Annotated in this window: 11 protein-coding genes, 1 tRNA gene and 1 pseudogene; 2 read left to right on the forward strand and 11 right to left on the reverse strand. The window is 71.7% G+C overall.

The annotated features are described in order from the left end of the window. Positions 1–70 precede the first annotated feature (70 nt). The 9 genes and pseudogenes from cysN to FXF50_RS07480 form a co-directional block, all read right to left on the reverse strand. Positions 71–1375 carry a sulfate adenylyltransferase subunit CysN gene (gene cysN, locus FXF50_RS07440; RefSeq protein WP_091314310.1) on the reverse strand — a complete coding sequence of 435 codons (1305 nt, stop codon included), beginning with the start codon at positions 1373–1375 and terminating at the stop codon, positions 71–73. Continuing rightward, positions 1375–2286 (reverse strand): sulfate adenylyltransferase subunit CysD, encoded by a 912-nt coding sequence (gene cysD, locus FXF50_RS07445; RefSeq protein ID WP_148426484.1) that lies wholly within the window; start codon positions 2284–2286, stop codon positions 1375–1377. Before cysD ends, cysN begins: the two co-directional genes overlap by 1 nt. Positions 2287–2366: 80 nt before the next feature. Beyond that, positions 2367–3200 (reverse strand): inositol monophosphatase family protein, encoded by an 834-nt coding sequence (locus FXF50_RS07450; RefSeq protein WP_148426485.1) that lies wholly within the window; start codon positions 3198–3200, stop codon positions 2367–2369. A gap of 92 nt (positions 3201–3292) precedes the next feature. Further along, positions 3293–3883 carry an aminoacyl-tRNA hydrolase gene (pth, locus tag FXF50_RS07455; protein ID WP_148426486.1) on the reverse strand — a complete coding sequence of 197 codons (591 nt, stop codon included), beginning with the start codon at positions 3881–3883 and terminating at the stop codon, positions 3293–3295. Between the two features lie 96 nt (positions 3884–3979). Next, entirely contained in the window at positions 3980–4672 is a 693-nt protein-coding gene (locus tag FXF50_RS07460; RefSeq protein ID WP_148426487.1) for a 50S ribosomal protein L25/general stress protein Ctc, read from the reverse strand. 296 nt (positions 4673–4968) lie between these two features. Next, positions 4969–5949, reverse strand: coding sequence for a ribose-phosphate diphosphokinase (locus FXF50_RS07465; protein ID WP_148426488.1), 981 nt, complete (start codon positions 5947–5949; stop codon positions 4969–4971). A gap of 52 nt (positions 5950–6001) precedes the next feature. After that, positions 6002–7528 (reverse strand): annotated as a pseudogene (gene glmU / locus FXF50_RS07470) (bifunctional UDP-N-acetylglucosamine diphosphorylase/glucosamine-1-phosphate N-acetyltransferase GlmU). A 104-nt stretch (positions 7529–7632) separates the two neighbouring features. Beyond that, positions 7633–7704 (reverse strand) — tRNA-Gln (locus tag FXF50_RS07475). A gap of 96 nt (positions 7705–7800) precedes the next feature. Continuing rightward, positions 7801–11613, reverse strand: a complete 3813-nt coding sequence (locus FXF50_RS07480; RefSeq protein ID WP_187399565.1) for a serine/threonine-protein kinase PknK — start codon at positions 11611–11613, stop codon at positions 7801–7803. A gap of 243 nt (positions 11614–11856) precedes the next feature. On the opposite strand from FXF50_RS07480, the gene FXF50_RS07485 reads away from it, so the two are divergent. Together FXF50_RS07485 and FXF50_RS07490 are read left to right on the forward strand one after the other, a co-directional pair. Then, complete coding sequence (locus tag FXF50_RS07485) at positions 11857–12816, forward strand: acyl-CoA desaturase (protein WP_148426491.1); 960 nt, start codon at positions 11857–11859, stop codon at positions 12814–12816. Between the two features lie 41 nt (positions 12817–12857). After that, entirely contained in the window at positions 12858–13544 is a 687-nt protein-coding gene (locus FXF50_RS07490) for a TetR/AcrR family transcriptional regulator (RefSeq protein ID WP_148426492.1), read from the forward strand. 6 nt (positions 13545–13550) lie between these two features. Here FXF50_RS07490 and FXF50_RS07495 read toward each other — a convergent pair whose 3' ends face one another. Beyond that, a complete protein-coding gene (locus FXF50_RS07495; RefSeq protein ID WP_148426493.1) occupies positions 13551–14024 on the reverse strand; it encodes a DUF4383 domain-containing protein in 474 nt (157 codons plus the stop codon). Positions 14025–14139: 115 nt separating this feature from the next. Further along, entirely contained in the window at positions 14140–14595 is a 456-nt protein-coding gene (locus tag FXF50_RS07500) for a DUF4383 domain-containing protein (RefSeq protein ID WP_148426494.1), read from the reverse strand. Between the last annotated feature and the right edge of the window lie 61 nt (positions 14596–14656).

A 14656-nucleotide genomic window follows, 5' to 3' on the forward strand; every position in this document is an offset into this window, starting at 1 on the left:
TGGCCGCTCCAGCGAAAGGGGTGGCCGTCCCGCGCGGGACGGCCACCCCTTCTCACCAGTGCCGAAGCGGTCAGCCGGCCTCGACGATCATGCCGGCGCCGACGGTGCGGTTGGTGGTCTCGTCGATGATGACGAAACCGCCGGTGGTGCGGTTGCGGCGGTACTCGTCGGCCAGCAGCGGGACCGTGGTGCGCAGCCGCACCCGGCCGATCTCGTTGAGCTTCAGCTCGCCGGCCGTCTCGTCGCGGTGCAGCGAGTTGATGTCCAGCCGGTAGTGCAGCCCGCGCACGATCGCCCGGGCCGACCGGGTGGTGTGCTTGATGGCGTACTTGCCGCCGACCTGGAGCGGGCGGGTCTCGTCCATCCAGCAGATCATCGCCTCGATGTCCTGCGCGACGGTCGGGGCGTTGTTCGGCCGGCAGATCATGTCGCCGCGCGAGATGTCGATCTCGTCGGCCAGCCGGACGGTCACCGACATCGGCGGGAACGCCTCGTCCACCGGGCCGTCGGCGGTCTCCACGGCGGCGATCCGGCTGGTGAAGCCCGAGGGCAGCACCATCACCTCGTCGCCGGCCTTGAGCACGCCGGAGGCCACCTGGCCCGCGTAGCCCCGGTAGTCGGTGACGGTGGTGGACTGCGGCCGGATCACGTACTGCACCGGGAAGCGGACGTCGACCAGGTTGCGGTCCGAGGCGATGTGCACCCGCTCCAGGTGGTGCAGCAGCGACGGGCCCTCGTACCAGGGCATGTTCTCCGAGCGGGTGACGATGTTGTCGCCCTGGAGCGCGGAGATCGGCACCACGGTCAGGTCCGGCACGTCGAGCTTCGCGGCGAACGCCGTGAACTCGTCGGCGATCTGCTCGAACACCTCCTGCGACCAGTCGACCAGGTCCATCTTGTTCACGCAGAGGACCAGGTGCGGCACCCGCAGCAGCGAGCAGAGGAACGCGTGCCGGCGGGACTGCTCCACCAGGCCCTTGCGCGCGTCCACGAGGATCAGCGCCAGGTCGGCCGTGGAGGCGCCGGTGACCATGTTCCGGGTGTACTGGATGTGCCCCGGGGTGTCGGCGATGATGAACTTCCGCCGCGGCGTGGCGAAGTAGCGGTACGCCACGTCGATCGTGATGCCCTGCTCCCGCTCGGCGCGCAGGCCGTCGGTGAGCAGCGCCAGGTTGGTGTACTCGTCGCCCCGGGCCGCGCTGACCGCCTCGACGGCGGCGAGCTGGTCGGTGAAGAGCGACTTCGTGTCGTAGAGCAGCCGGCCGATCAGGGTCGACTTGCCGTCGTCGACGCTCCCGGCGGTCGCGAACCGCAGCAGGTCCATCGGCCGGGCCGACGCGTCGGCCTCGGCCGGCGCAACAGTCTCGACGCTCATCAGAAGTAGCCCTCCCGCTTACGGTCCTCCATGGCGGCCTCGCTGACCCGGTCGTCGCCGCGGGTCGCGCCGCGCTCGGTGATCCGCGTGGCGGCCACCTCCTCGATGACCTTCTCCACCGTGCCGGCGTCCGACCGGACCGCCGCGGTGCAGGAGGCGTCGCCCACGGTCCGGTACCGGACCTGGGCCTTGAACGGCTGCTCACCGGCGCGGCCCCGGAAGAATTCGTTGACCGCGTAGAGCATGCCGTCGCGCTCGATCACCTCGCGCTGGTGCGCGTAGTAGATCGACGGCAGCGGGATCCGCTCCCGGGCGATGTAGTGCCAGACGTCCAGCTCGGTCCAGTTGGAGAGCGGGAACACCCGGATCGACTCGCCCGGGTGGTGCCGGCCGTTGTAGAGCGCCCACAGCTCGGGGCGCTGGTTCTTCGGGTCCCACTGGCCGAACTCGTCGCGGAAGCTGAACACCCGCTCCTTGGCCCGGGCCTTCTCCTCGTCCCGGCGGGCGCCGCCGAACAGCGCGTCGAAGCGGTGCTTCTCCACCGCGTCGAGCAGCACCGGCGTCTGGATCCGGTTGCGCATGCCGTCGGCCGACTCGCGCACCAGGCCCTTGGCCAGGGCCTCCGGCACGCTGGCCACGATGAGCTGGAGACCCAGCTCCGCGACGCGCCGGTCCCGGTATTCGAGAACCTCGGGGAAGTTGTGCCCGGTGTCGACGTGCATCACCGGGAAGGGAATGTTGGCCGGGGCGAACGCCTTCTGGGCCAACCGGAGCATCACGATCGAGTCCTTGCCGCCCGAGAAGAGCAGCACAGGCCGCTCCATCTCGGCGACGACCTCGCGCATCACGAAGATGCTCTCCGCCTCGAGGGCGTCCAGGTGGGACACCTGGTACGCGGCGGGGGCCGTCATGACACGAACTCGATTCGCTCGGATCCGCACATCGGGATTCCAGACCTTTCCGGTCGGACTCGTGAAGAAGAACGCTCAGGCTACCCGGAATGCCGCTGCAGCGCTGCAAGCAACCGGCTGGCGAGATCCTTGCGGCAGACCAGCAGGTCCGGCAGGCGCGGGTCGGCCTCGTTGTATTTCAGCGCAGATCCGTCGATCCGGGAAGCGTGCAGTCCGGTGGCCGTCGCCACAGCGACCGGAGCGGCCGAGTCCCACTCGTACTGACCGCCCGCGTGGATGTACGCGTCGACCTCACCGGTGACCACAGCGGCGATCTTCGCGCCCGCCGAGCCCATCGGGACCAGATGCGCGCCGATGTCCTCCGCCAGATCGGACAGGAAAACCGGCGGACGGCTACGACTGGCCGCCAACCGGATGGTCCTGCCGCCGCCCGCCGTGGCCGCCTCCAGGGTCATGGGCGGGTACGCCGGCGGGTAGTCCGTGCCCAGCACCCGGTGCTGCGCCGGCAGCCCCACCGCGCCCGCCACCAGACCGTGCGGCGTCGGCGCGCTGCGCGCCCAGAGCGCCACGTGCACCGCCCAGTCCGAGCGGCCCTCCTCGGCGAACTCCCGGGTGCCGTCCAGCGGGTCGATGATCCACACCCGGTCCGCGTTCAGCCGGGACACCGCGTCGCTGCTCACCTCGGCCGTCCAGGCCAGCCGGGAACCCTCGTCCTCCTCGGACAGCACCGCGTCCGCCGGCCGCCACTTCGCCAGCTCGGTGCGGATCAGGTCGTGCGACACCTTGTCCCCGGCCGACTTCAGCGCCCCCGCGTCCGCGAAGCCCAGCTCCGCGCGCAGGCCCATCAGCGCCTGCCCCGCCCGCGCCGCCAACCACCGGGCGAACGCGCCGTCGATCATCGGAGGACTGCCCATGGTGTTCCCGCTCCCGTCGCCCGCCTTCGCACGCCAGAAAGGCGCAGACTACCCGGCCGGACGCGACCGGCCCGGCACGCCCCGCCCGCGCCTCAGGCGCCGTGGTAGAGGTTCTGCGTCGGCTCCACGCCCTTGGTGACCACCGACTCCACCACGTCCGCCGCCCGGTCCACCAGGAATTCCAGCTCCTTGCGCTCGGTCGAGGAGAAGTCCGACAGCACGTAGTCCGCCGGATCCTGCCGGCCCGGCGGCCGGCCGATCCCGAACCGCACCCGCACGTAGTCCTTCGTGCCCAGCGACTTCGACATCGAACGCAGGCCGTTGTGGCCGCCCTCGCCGCCGCCGCACTTCACCCGCACCTGGCCGTACGGGATGTCCAGCTCGTCGTGCACCGCGATCACCCGCTCCGGCGGGATCTTGTGGAACTGCGCCAGCGCGACCACCGGGCCGCCGGAGAGGTTCATGTAGGTCAGCGGCTTCAGCAGCACCAGCTTCGGGCCGCCGAAACCCAGCCGCCCCTCGGCCACCTCGGCCATCGCCCGCTTGTGCCGGCCGAACCTGGCGCCCACCCGGCCGGCCAGCAGCTCGGCCACCATGAAGCCGACGTTGTGCCGGTTGCCCGCGTACTCCCGACCGGGGTTGCCCAGGCCGACCACCAGCCACGGCCCCGCCTCGTCCGTCACGCCACGTCCCTTCCGCTCTCCCCCACGACCCGCCTCCGATACGCCGACAGGCGCCCCCGGGAACCGGGGACGCCTGTCGCACAGCCTGCGGGCCGATCAGGCCTCGGTCTTCGGCTCCTCGGCAGCCGGCTCGCCCTCGGCCGGAGTGCCCTCTTCGCCCTCGGCGGTCTCCTCGCCGACCTCGGCCTCGGCCTCGGCCTCGGCGACCTCGACCTCGGGGAGGGTGGCCTCGAGCTCCTCGGCGGTCGGGGCGGCGGTCACCGAGGCGACCGGCAGCTCCGCGTCCGCGGCCAGCTCGACACCGGCCGGCAGCTCGACGTCGGCGGCGGTGATCTGGGTGCCGGCCTCGGCGCCCTCGATCGACGCCTCCAGGTGGTCCGGCACCTTGGTGGCGTCGGCGGTCACCGAGAGGGTGTCGTGGTCGTGCACGATCAGGGTGTCCTTCGCGGCCTCACCGGTCAGCTGGACCGGGACCTCGACGGTGACCTTCTCGCCCCGGCGGACCAGCAGCAGGTCCACGTGCTCGAAGGTGTCCTTGATCGGGTCACGCTGGATCGCCTTCGGCAGCGCCAGCACCTGGGTGCCGTCGCTCACCTCGATCGCGAAGAGCTGGTTCGCGCCGCCCTTGCGGATCGCGGCGGCGAACTCACGCGCCGGGAGCGCGATGTGCTTGGGCTTCTCGCCGTGGCCGTACAGCACGGCGGGCACCTTGCCGGCCCGGCGGGTACGACGGGCACCACCCTTGCCGAACTCGGTACGGGGCTCGGCGCTGATCTTTACCTCGGACACGGGGAAACTCCTGATGCTTCGCTGCGGCGGCTTGTCGTCTGGCGGTGCTGGGCGAGGGGCTCGCTGGGGCTCAAGGTCATGAACGACCGCCCGGAGCACCGCGTCGATGACGGCGCCTCCGTGCGGTGCTTTTCAGCAGCCCGCCGGGCACCCTCGCCGTGGCAACCGCACCAGTCTACCCGAGCGATTTCCGGGCCATCCGGCAGTCCCCTCATCACCGCCGGCCACACCTCACCGGCCGAACTTCCCGCCAATGGCGGCCGTCCGCGACGGCCGCCACCGGCGGGCGCCGGAACTCAGCTCAGGCCACCGAAGAGGGTGGTCACCGAACCGTCGTCGAAGACCTCCCGGATCGCCCGCGCCAGCAGCGGCGCGATCGACAGCACCGTCAGCTTGTCCAGCTGCTTCTCCGGCGGGATCGGCAGCGTGTTGGTCACCACGACCTCGCTGATCGGGCTGTTCTTCAGCCGCTCGGTCGCCGGGTCCGACAGCAGGGCGTGGGTGGCGGCGACGACGATCTCCGCCGCCCCGGACTCCTTGAGGATGTCGGCGGCCTTGCTGATCGTGCCACCCGTGTCGATCATGTCGTCGACGATCAGGCAGACCCGGCCCTCGACCTCACCGACCACCCGGTTCGCCACCACCTGGTTCGGCTTCAGCGGGTCGCGCGTCTTGTGGATGAACGCCAGCGGGCAGCCACCCAGCCGGTCGGTCCACCGCTCGGCCACCCGCACCCGGCCGGAGTCCGGCGCGACCACCGTCATCGGCCGGCCGGCGTACTTGTGCTCCACGTACTCGGCGAGGATGTCCATCGCGAAGAGATGGTCCACCGGGCCGTCGAAGAAGCCCTGGATCTGGGCGGTGTGCAGGTCGACCGTGAGGATGCGGTTCGCCCCGGCGGTCTTCAGCAGGTCGGCCACCAGCCGGGCCGAGATCGGCTCCCGACCGCGGTGCTTCTTGTCCTGCCGGGAGTACGGGTAGAACGGCAGCACCACGGTGATCCGCTTGGCCGAACCGCGCTTCAGCGCGTCGATCATGATCAGGGTCTCCATGACCCAGGTGTTCACCCCGTGCGTCACGGACTGCACCACGAAGGCGTCCGAACCGCGCACCGAGTCCTTGTACCGGACGAAGATCTCACCGTTGGCGAACTCGTACGCGGCGGAAGGCGTCGGCGCGACGCCGAGCACCTCACCGATCTCCTTGGCCAACTCCGGAAAGGCACGTCCGGAGAAGAGCATCAGGCTCTTGCGGTTTTCGGCGACGATGCTGCCCATGGGCCCGTCTGCTCCCGTATGTCGGTGGTTCCCGGCGGCGGTGAGCCGGGGACTATTCGGTTGCAGTATCCCCCGCGTTCACCCGTCCTCCCACGGTCTCCGGCCCCCCGTGGATTCAGTCACCTTCGCTTGCGGCTCCGCCGGACTCCGACGCACCCTCGCGGGCCCGCTGCGCCGCCTCCGCGGCCGCCGTGCCGGACCGCTTGCGCAGCACCCAGCCCTCGACGTTGCGCTGCTGACCCCGGGCCACCGCCATGGCGCCCGGCGGCACATCCCCGGTGATCACCGAGCCGGCCGCCGTGTACGCCCCGTCGCCCACCCGAACCGGCGCCACGAACATGTTGTCCGCCCCGGTACGCGCGTGACTGCCGATCGTCGTGTGGTGCTTCTTCACCCCGTCGTAGTTGACGAACACCGTCGCCGCACCGATGTTGCTGTGCTCGCCGATCGTCGCGTCACCCACGTACGACAGGTGCGGCACCTTCGAGCCCTCACCGATCGCGGCCTTCTTCGTCTCCACGAACGTGCCGACCTTCGCCTTGCGGCCCAGCCGCGACTCCGGCCGCAGGTACGCGTACGGCCCCACGCTGGCCTCCGGACCCACCTCGGCGCCCAGCGCGTGACTGCGCACCACGCTCGCGCCCGCGCCGACCGTGGTGTCCACCAGCGTGGTGTCCGGCCCGACCAGCGCCCCCGCGCCGACCACCGTCGCGCCCTGGAGCTGGGTGTTCTGGTCGATCACCGCGTCCCGCTCGACGGTCACCGTCACGTCGATCCAGGTGGTGTGCGGGTCCAGGATGCTCACCCCGGTCCGCATCCAGCCCTCGTTCACCCGGTCCCGCAGCAGCCGCCGCAGCGCCGCCAACTCGACCCGGTCGTTGCAGCCCAGCGTCTCCACGTGGTCGGCGGCGCAGTGCACCGCCACCGGCTCCCCCGCGTCCCGCAGCAGGCCGAAGACGTCGGTCAGGTACTCCTCGCCCTGGTCGTTGTCGGTCGAGAGCTTGCCCAGCGCGTCCCGCAGCCGCGCCACGTCGAACGCGTAGATGCCCGCGTTGATCTCCCGCAGCGCGCGCTGCTCCGGGGTGGCGTCACGCTCCTCGACGATCGCCGCCAGCCGCCCCTGCGCGTCCCGCACGATGCGGCCCAGGCCCGTCGGGTCGGGCACCTCGGCGGCCAGCACGGTCGCCGCCGCGCCCGCGCCCTCGTGCGCCTCGACCAGGGCCGCCACGGTCTCCGGCCGCAGCAGCGGCACGTCCCCGTTGATCACCACGACCGTGCCGGCGGCCTCCGGGACCGCGTCCAGCGCGATCCGCACCGCGTGCCCCGTGCCGAGCTGCTGCGCCTGGAGCACCGGGGTGGCCGCCGGGGCGACCTCGGCGAGGTGCGCGCCCACCTGGTCGGCGCCGTGGCCCACCACGACCACCGTGCGGTCCGCGCCCAGCGGCGCGGCCGCGGCCAGCACGTGACCGAGCAGGGTACGACCGAGCAGCGGGTGCAGCACCTTGGGCAGGGCCGACTTCATCCGCTTGCCCTCACCGGCGGCGAGCACGACAACGGTGCGGAGGTGGGGCTGGGGCACGACGTGGCTCCCGTCGGGACGGCGACAGTCTCGCGGCCATGCTAACCAGACCGCGGTGGAAACCGCCGAATACCCCGGCAGGGGGCACCGGCACCAGAAAACTGCTCGGCCGCCAGGGTTCGAACCTGAAACACGGGTACCAAAGACCCGGGTGTTGCCAGTTACACCACGGCCGAAAGGTCCTTCACAGCTTAGCGCCTGTCGTCCGGTTAGCGCCCGGCGTCCGGCCCCCGGTTGCCCGCACCGGACCACGCGCCAGCCGTAAATCGGTCCTACGCGCGGTGGCTTCCGGCCAGCATGATCATGTTGGGCTCGGAGCTCGTCCGGTGGGAACTCGCCCCGGTGGAGCCGGTCGGGTTCACCGACGTGTGCTCGCCCACCCCGAACTCGCCGCGGATCCACTGGACCCGCCGTGGCCACTGCTGGTCGACGGCGAGCATGAGCGCGAAGCGGGCGTGGGTACGGGCCTGCGCCGGCTCGTCCATGGCGCGCAGGGCCCGCGCCCGCACCAGTGCCGACTCGTACGCGATCAGCGGCGCGTCCAGGGGCAACAGCTCCAGTTCGGCGGCGGCCAGCGCCCGGATCGCCGCCCGCGGTCGGCCGGCGAGCACCTCCAGGTCGGCCCGGGCCACCCGGTAGAACGCCCGCAGGGGCTTGGTGTCGGCCGCCTTCCGCAGCCGGGCGACCGCCTGCTCGGCGGCGGCGCGGCAGGCCGCCTGGCGTTCCGGGCTCGACTGGTGGCACTGGGCGAGGCGGCCCAGCGTCTCGTAGACGTAGTACATCCGCTGCTCGGGGAGAATGGACCCGGGCTTCATGCCGAGCGACCCGAACGCGGCCGTGAGTCGCTCGAACGGTTCGCCGATCTCGCCCAGCTCGACCAGTACCGTGATGTGCGCCGCGTACAGGTTGATCATCTGCGTCGGGTTGTCGAGGTCGGCGGCGAGGAAGCGGCGCAGTGCCTCGACCCAGCCGGTCGCCTCCTCCGCCCGGCCCCGTTGCGCCGCGATGGCGGCGGCCACCGCGCTGAACGCCGCGCCCTCGGCCTCCGCGCCGGAGCTCAGCCGCGCCTTGCCCCGGGCGTACCAGGCCTCGGCGTCGTTGGTGCGGCCCCGCTTGATCAGCTGGGCGCACACCGCGGCCACACCGGTCAGGTAGTCACCCAGCTCCAGCCACCGATCGTGCTCGGTCAGCGCCGTCATCCAGATCTGCCCGTCGTCGCGTCCGCCCAGGTGGCTGCCCGCGCCGCGCTTCCACTCCACGTAACCGACGAGCGCCGGGTCGCCGAGGTCGGCGGCGACGCGGGCCGCCCGGTCGTACAGCCGGTCCGCCAGCCGGGGCCGGCGGGCGGCATCGGCGATGACGCCGAGCCCGGCCATGTGCCGGGCGTACTCCCGGCCCGGGCCGAGCCGGTTGGCCGGGTGCACCGCGCGCAGGTTCATGAGCACGCGCAGGCTCCGGCGCATCCGCAACGACGAGGCGTACGCGCCCGCGTCGTACAGGACCGCCTGCAGCCGGTACCGGTCCCGACGCCGCCCACCGGCGGTGCCGAAGCCGATCCTGGTGCGGCCGACGGCGACCCCGAGCGCGAGCGACGCCAGCGTGGTCACGGCGAGCCCGAGGCGTCCGCGCGGCAGCGGCCGGCCCAACGCGGCCAACCCTTCGCGGACGGCCTCCAGCGCCAGGTCCGGGTTCCAGGCGCTGGTGTGCACCAGGGCCACCTGCGCCAGCACGCCGGCGCGGCGCAGCTGGTCCGGTTCGGCCCGCAGCGCCTCGTCCAGATGGCTGAGCGCCTCGCCGAACCGGCCGGTACGGGCGCAGCTGAGGCCGAGCGCGACGTGGAAGTCGGGGGCGGGGCGCAGCCGGGCGGCACCCGCCGCGGCGGCGGCGACGAGCAGGAAGTCCCGGGCCTCCGCCGGGGCGTGGTCGGCCAGCGCGAGCCGGCCGGCGGCCAGGTTGCTCTCGTACACCTTGCCCGGCGTGCGCTCGGCCTCGCCCAGCGCGTAGTGCCGGGCGGCCAGGTAGACCGATCCCGGGTCGCCGGCACGGGCTTCGAGCACCTCCGCGATGAGCTGGTGCAGCCGCCGCAGCGTGGCCGGGGTCAGCCCGGCGAGCAGCGCTTCCCGGATGCGGTCGTGCAGGAACCGGTACCCTTCCCCGCTCGACGCCGTCACCAGCCGGCGGCTCTCCGCCTCGGCGAGGATGGCCCGGGCGCGCGCCGGTTCGATGCCGCAGACGGCCGCCACCAGGTCGGCCTGGAACCGCCGGCCGGTCGCGGCGCCGGCGGTCAGCACCTGACGGCTGTCCGCGCTCAGCCCGTCGATGCGCTGGAGTACGAGGTCGACAGCGTCGTCGGACAGGTCCAGCTGGTCCAGCCCGGCCAGGTCGAGCCGCCAGGTACCCCACGACGGGGCGAGCAGGCCGGCGTCGATGACGGCGTGGACGTACTCGCCGACGGTGAACGGGTTGCCGCCGGCGCGTACGGCCAACTCCTCCACCTCCGCGTCGGACAGCCCCAGGCCGCCCAGCTGCGACGCGACGAGCTGGATCACCGCGTCCCGGTCGAGCGGCCGCAGCAGGATGCGGGTGTCGAGAGTGGCGTCCATGTCGGCGCCGAACCTGGCCAGCGCGGCCAGGTTGTCCGTGTCGTCCCGGCTGGTCGCCAGGACCAGCAGCGGCGTGCCGGGCAGCCGGTTGATCATCTGCTGGAGCACCCGCCGGGTCGAGTCGTCGAGCCAGTGCACGTCGTCGATGTGCAGGATCGCGCCCTGGAACTCGTCGCCGAGCCCGAGCAGGAACGCCGCGACTGCGTTGATGAACTGCTCGTGGTGGTGGTCCATCTCGCCGACCTGAGGCGCGTGCACGAGGTCGGCCAGCAGCGGCGACAGCGTCCGCAGCAGGGGTCCGCCGCGGCCGGCCGCCCGGCGCAGCCGCTGGACCGCCTGCTCGCGCTCGAACGGGGCGAGCCGTTCGAGGATGCGCAGGTGCCGTTCCACGGCCGCGCGCAGCGGCGCCAGGGGGACCGGGTCGTCGGGCAGGCACTTGCCGTACAGGACGAGGCCGCCCTCGCTGGCCACCGCGGTGGTCAGCTCGCGTACCAGGCGGCTCTTTCCGGCGCCGGCCGGGCCTTCGACGATGGCGGCGCCACCGCGGCCGCTGCGGACCTGCCGCCACCGGTTGACGAGGCCGGAGAGTTCGCGGTCCCGCCCGACCAGCCGACCGACGGCACTGCCGCCCCGGGCGGCAGGCGCCGCCGGAGCACCGAAGACCGCCGGGTCGGCGACCGGCAACCGCCGCAGGTCGGCGAGGAGCGCCTCGCCGCTCGGGTACCGGTCGTCCGGATCCTTGGCCATCAGTCTCATGATCAGGGCGGCGAACGGAGGCGACAGTTCGGGCCGGACCGACCGCGGGTCGGGTATCGGCGCCTGGGCGTGCATGCGGGCGAGCTCGTCGGCGTCGAGCGAGTGGTACGGCATCCAGCCGGTCACACTTTCGAACAGCAGGACGCCGAGGGCGTACAGGTCGGATCGGCCGTCGACGGGCCGCCGCAGCATGCCGGTCTGCTCGGGTGCGCTGTAGCGCAGCGTGCCGGCCCGGCCGTCCTGCGGGCCGTGCCGACGGACCAGGCCGAAGTCGATGAGCCGGGCGGTCCCGTCCGGACCGACGATGATGTTGTCCGGCTTCACGTCGCGATGCACCAGGCCGGCCCGGTGGGCCGCCGCGAGCGGGGGTACCACGTCGGCCACCAGCCGTAGCGCGGTCGCCTCGTCGAGCGGCCTGGCGCGGATCAGTTCGGACAGCGGATGGCCGTCGATGTACTCGAGGACCAGGTACGGCCCGGACGCCGACGCACCCACTTCGAAGATGCGCGGCAGGTTCGGATGGTCGACGCAGCCCAGGAGCGCGGCCTCCCGGCGGATCACGGTCAACCCGCGTTCGTCGGCGCTCAGTCCGGTCAGCAGCTTGAGGGTGTAGTCCCGGCCGCCCCGGCGGGCCCGGTACACCACCGTCTCCGCGCTACGCCCGAGTTCGGAGATGACTTCAAGATCTAAAAAGCTGCCCGACGCCGCCTCGAAATTACCGGTCACGGTGCTGTTCCGTCCGCTCGTGGACACCATTGTCCTTGGGGTGCGACCGCCTACCCGCGATCACTCGGGCCCGGATCCGTTCGGCATGCGATTCTGCACCGTTAAACGATGGCCATCAACTATTGATTTTTGACAAGGATGCGACAGAGCCCCGTCATCCATCGACGAACCAGACTGTCCGCTGCGATCTAGCCGGCTGCTGGTTACGGTGACGTAGGCGTAACCGTTCCGCTGGGAGGTGCCATGTCGACCGCCCTGACCGGCCCGAAGCCGCTGACCCAGGGCCACCAGTCCCGGGGCATCCTCGTCGCCCTCTGGGCCTTCGTGGTCGTACCCTTCCTCGCCCTGCTCGCCGCCGTGCCGGTGGCCTGGGGCGGCTGGCTCGGCTGGACCGACGTGCTCGTGGCCGGCTTCTGGTACGTGCTGTCCGGCCTCGGCATCACCGTCGGCTACCACCGGTACTTCACCCACGGCTCGTTCAAGGCGAAACCCTGGCTGCGGGCCACGCTGGCGGTGGCGGGTTCGTTCGCCGTGCAGGGCGAGATCATCCAGTGGGTGGCCGACCACCGGCGGCACCACGCCTTCTCCGACCAGGAGGGCGACCCGCACTCGCCGTGGCGGTTCGGGGAGAGCATCGGTGGGCTGACCAAGGGGCTGTTCCACGCGCACGTGGGCTGGCTGTTCAACCGGGAGCTGTCGAACCGGGAGCGGTTCGCCCCGGACCTGCTGGCCGATCCGATCACCCGCCGCGTCGACCGGCTCTTCCCGGTGCTGGTGGTGGTGTCGGTGCTCGGGCCGGCCGCGATGGGCGGGCTGCTCACCGGGTCGTGGCAGGGCGCGCTGACCGCGTTCTTCTGGGGCGGGCTGGTCCGGATCGCGCTGCTGCACCACGTCACCTGGTCGATCAACTCGGTCTGCCACGTCTACGGGGAGCGCCCGTTCGCGGTGCGGCAGGGTGACCGGGCGTCGAACTTCTGGCCGCTGGCGTTGCTGTCGTTCGGGGAGAGCTGGCACAACCTGCACCACGCCGAGCCGACCAGCGCGCGGCACGGGGTGTTGCGGGGGCAGGTCGATCCGTCGGCGCGGGTGATCTGGGTGTTGGAGAAGGTGGGCGCGGCCTGGTCGGTGCGGTGGCCGAAACCGGAGCGGATCACGGCGAAGCTGGTGGAGCCGGGGCGGATGCGGGGCCGGCCGGCGCGGTAACCGGTCGATGGGCCCGGGCCGGGTTTGGCAGGATGGGCCGGGTGACCGACGTTCCCGGCAGCGACGCCAGCACCGCCCGCCGGCGGGCCGTCCCGGCGGCGAAGCCTTCCCGGGTACGGATGTCCGCGACCCAGCGGCGCGAGCAGTTGATCTCGATCGCCCGGCAGATCTTCGCCGAGCGCGGGTTCGACGCGACCTCGATCGAGGAGGTGGCGGCCCGGGCGAAGGTCTCCAAGCCGGTGGTCTACGAGCACTTCGGCGGCAAGGAGGGGCTCTACGCGGTGGTGGTGGACCGGGAGGTCCGCTCGCTGCTGGACCGGATCACCACGGCGTTGACGGCGGGGCATCCGCGGGAGTTGCTGGAGCAGGCGGCGTTGACCCTGCTGACGTACATCGAGGAGGAGACCAGCGGGTTCCGGGTGCTGGTCCGGGAGTCGCCGCTGATGTCGGCGACGGGCAACTTCAGCAGCGTGATGAACGACGTGGCGCATCAGGTGGAGCACATCCTGGGCGCGGAGTTCTCCAGCCGGGGTTACGACCCGAAGCTGGCGGAGCTGTACTCGCAGGCGCTGGTGGGCATGGTGGCGTTGACCGGGCGCTGGTGGTTGGAGGTGCGCAAGCCGCGGAAGGAGACGGTGGCGGCGCACCTGGTGAACCTGGCCTGGAACGGCCTGTCGCACCTGGAGGCGAAGCCGAGCCTGATCACGTCCCGCGGCAAGTCGGGCTGACTGGGTTCAGCGGTTGGCCTCGGCGATGGAGTGGTTGCGCCGCCGCCGTTCGTCCTCGGCGTGCTCGTCCGAGCCGATCTTGTCGTAGAGGCCGGTGCCGAGCAGGATCAGCCCGAACAGCATCGACACGATGACCGTCGACATCGAGAAGTTCAGGAAGTTCGCCGGGGTCTGCAGCACGGCCATCATCAGGATGCTGGTGAGCAGGAAGACCGCCCCGGCGGTCAGGTTCATGTAGTGCCCCAGGTTGGTGCGGCGGGACGCCCCGATCAGCAGGAACGCGCCGAACACGACGGAGACGAGCGCGAACGCCAGGTTGGTGCGGAGCCCGAGGGCCCAGTGGCCGTCCCGGCTGAAGAGCCCCTCGCCCCAGGTCAGGAACGTTCCGTAGACGCCGAAGATCAGGATGTAGAGCCCGATCAACCCGGAGAGGACGCGGTAGATCGGCCGCGCGGGATGGTTCACCGGGATGTGCGCCATGGAGACCCCTCCAGCCAAATGACCCATTCCGGGTAATTGTCACCCGCGGCACCCCGCCCCGTCCCCGGAAAACGCCGAAGGCCCGGCTCGCGCCGGGCCTTCGGGTGGTTGCGGGTCAGAGCACCAGCCGGGCCTTCTGCCAGGCCTCGTGCTCGTCGTCGGTGCCGACCTTGCCGTACATGCCGACCATGAGGAGCACCAGCGAGAGGGTGAGCACCACGATGACGGTCATGATCGAGAAGTTGAAGATGTTGGCGTCGGTGTGCAGGAACGCCAGCTCGGCCAGGCCGAGGGCCATCAGGGCGTAGGCGAGCCACTGGTTGATCGCCACGTCGAGGTTGCGACCGATCGCGGTGCCGACCAGGATCGCGGCCCCGAGCAGGATCGTGAGCATCGAGAAGCCGAGGTTGGTGCCCTGGCCGAGGACCTTGGTGTCGTCCTGGGCGAGGACGTCGTTGCCGGCGCTGGCGATGATGCCGAGCACGCCGAACACGACGAAGTACAGACCAACGAGCCCGCCGATCGCCCGGTAGACAGGCCGCGCGGGGTGGTTGACGGGGGTGTGGGCCATCTCTGCGTCTCCAAGACCGAACGGGAAAGGGGTCGCCTGCGATTGTCCCGTACGCCCGGGA

The organism is Micromonospora sp. AP08 (assembly GCF_008085935.1).
GTDB classification, from domain to species: domain Bacteria; phylum Actinomycetota; class Actinomycetes; order Mycobacteriales; family Micromonosporaceae; genus Micromonospora; species Micromonospora chersina.

Excerpts from the sequence above, each read along its gene's own strand:
- cysN (WP_091314310.1), bottom strand. The coding sequence starts at position 1,375 with ATGAGCGTCGAGACTGTTGCGCCGGCCGAGGCCGACGCGTCGGCCCGG.
- cysD (WP_148426484.1), bottom strand. The coding sequence starts at position 2,286 with ATGACGGCCCCCGCCGCGTACCAGGTGTCCCACCTGGACGCCCTCGAG.
- FXF50_RS07450 (WP_148426485.1), bottom strand. The coding sequence starts at position 3,200 with ATGGGCAGTCCTCCGATGATCGACGGCGCGTTCGCCCGGTGGTTGGCG.
- FXF50_RS07465 (WP_148426488.1), bottom strand. The coding sequence starts at position 5,949 with ATGGGCAGCATCGTCGCCGAAAACCGCAAGAGCCTGATGCTCTTCTCC.
- FXF50_RS07485 (WP_148426491.1), top strand. The coding sequence starts at position 11,857 with ATGTCGACCGCCCTGACCGGCCCGAAGCCGCTGACCCAGGGCCACCAG.
- FXF50_RS07495 (WP_148426493.1), bottom strand. The coding sequence starts at position 14,024 with ATGGCGCACATCCCGGTGAACCATCCCGCGCGGCCGATCTACCGCGTC.
- FXF50_RS07500 (WP_148426494.1), bottom strand. The coding sequence starts at position 14,595 with ATGGCCCACACCCCCGTCAACCACCCCGCGCGGCCTGTCTACCGGGCG.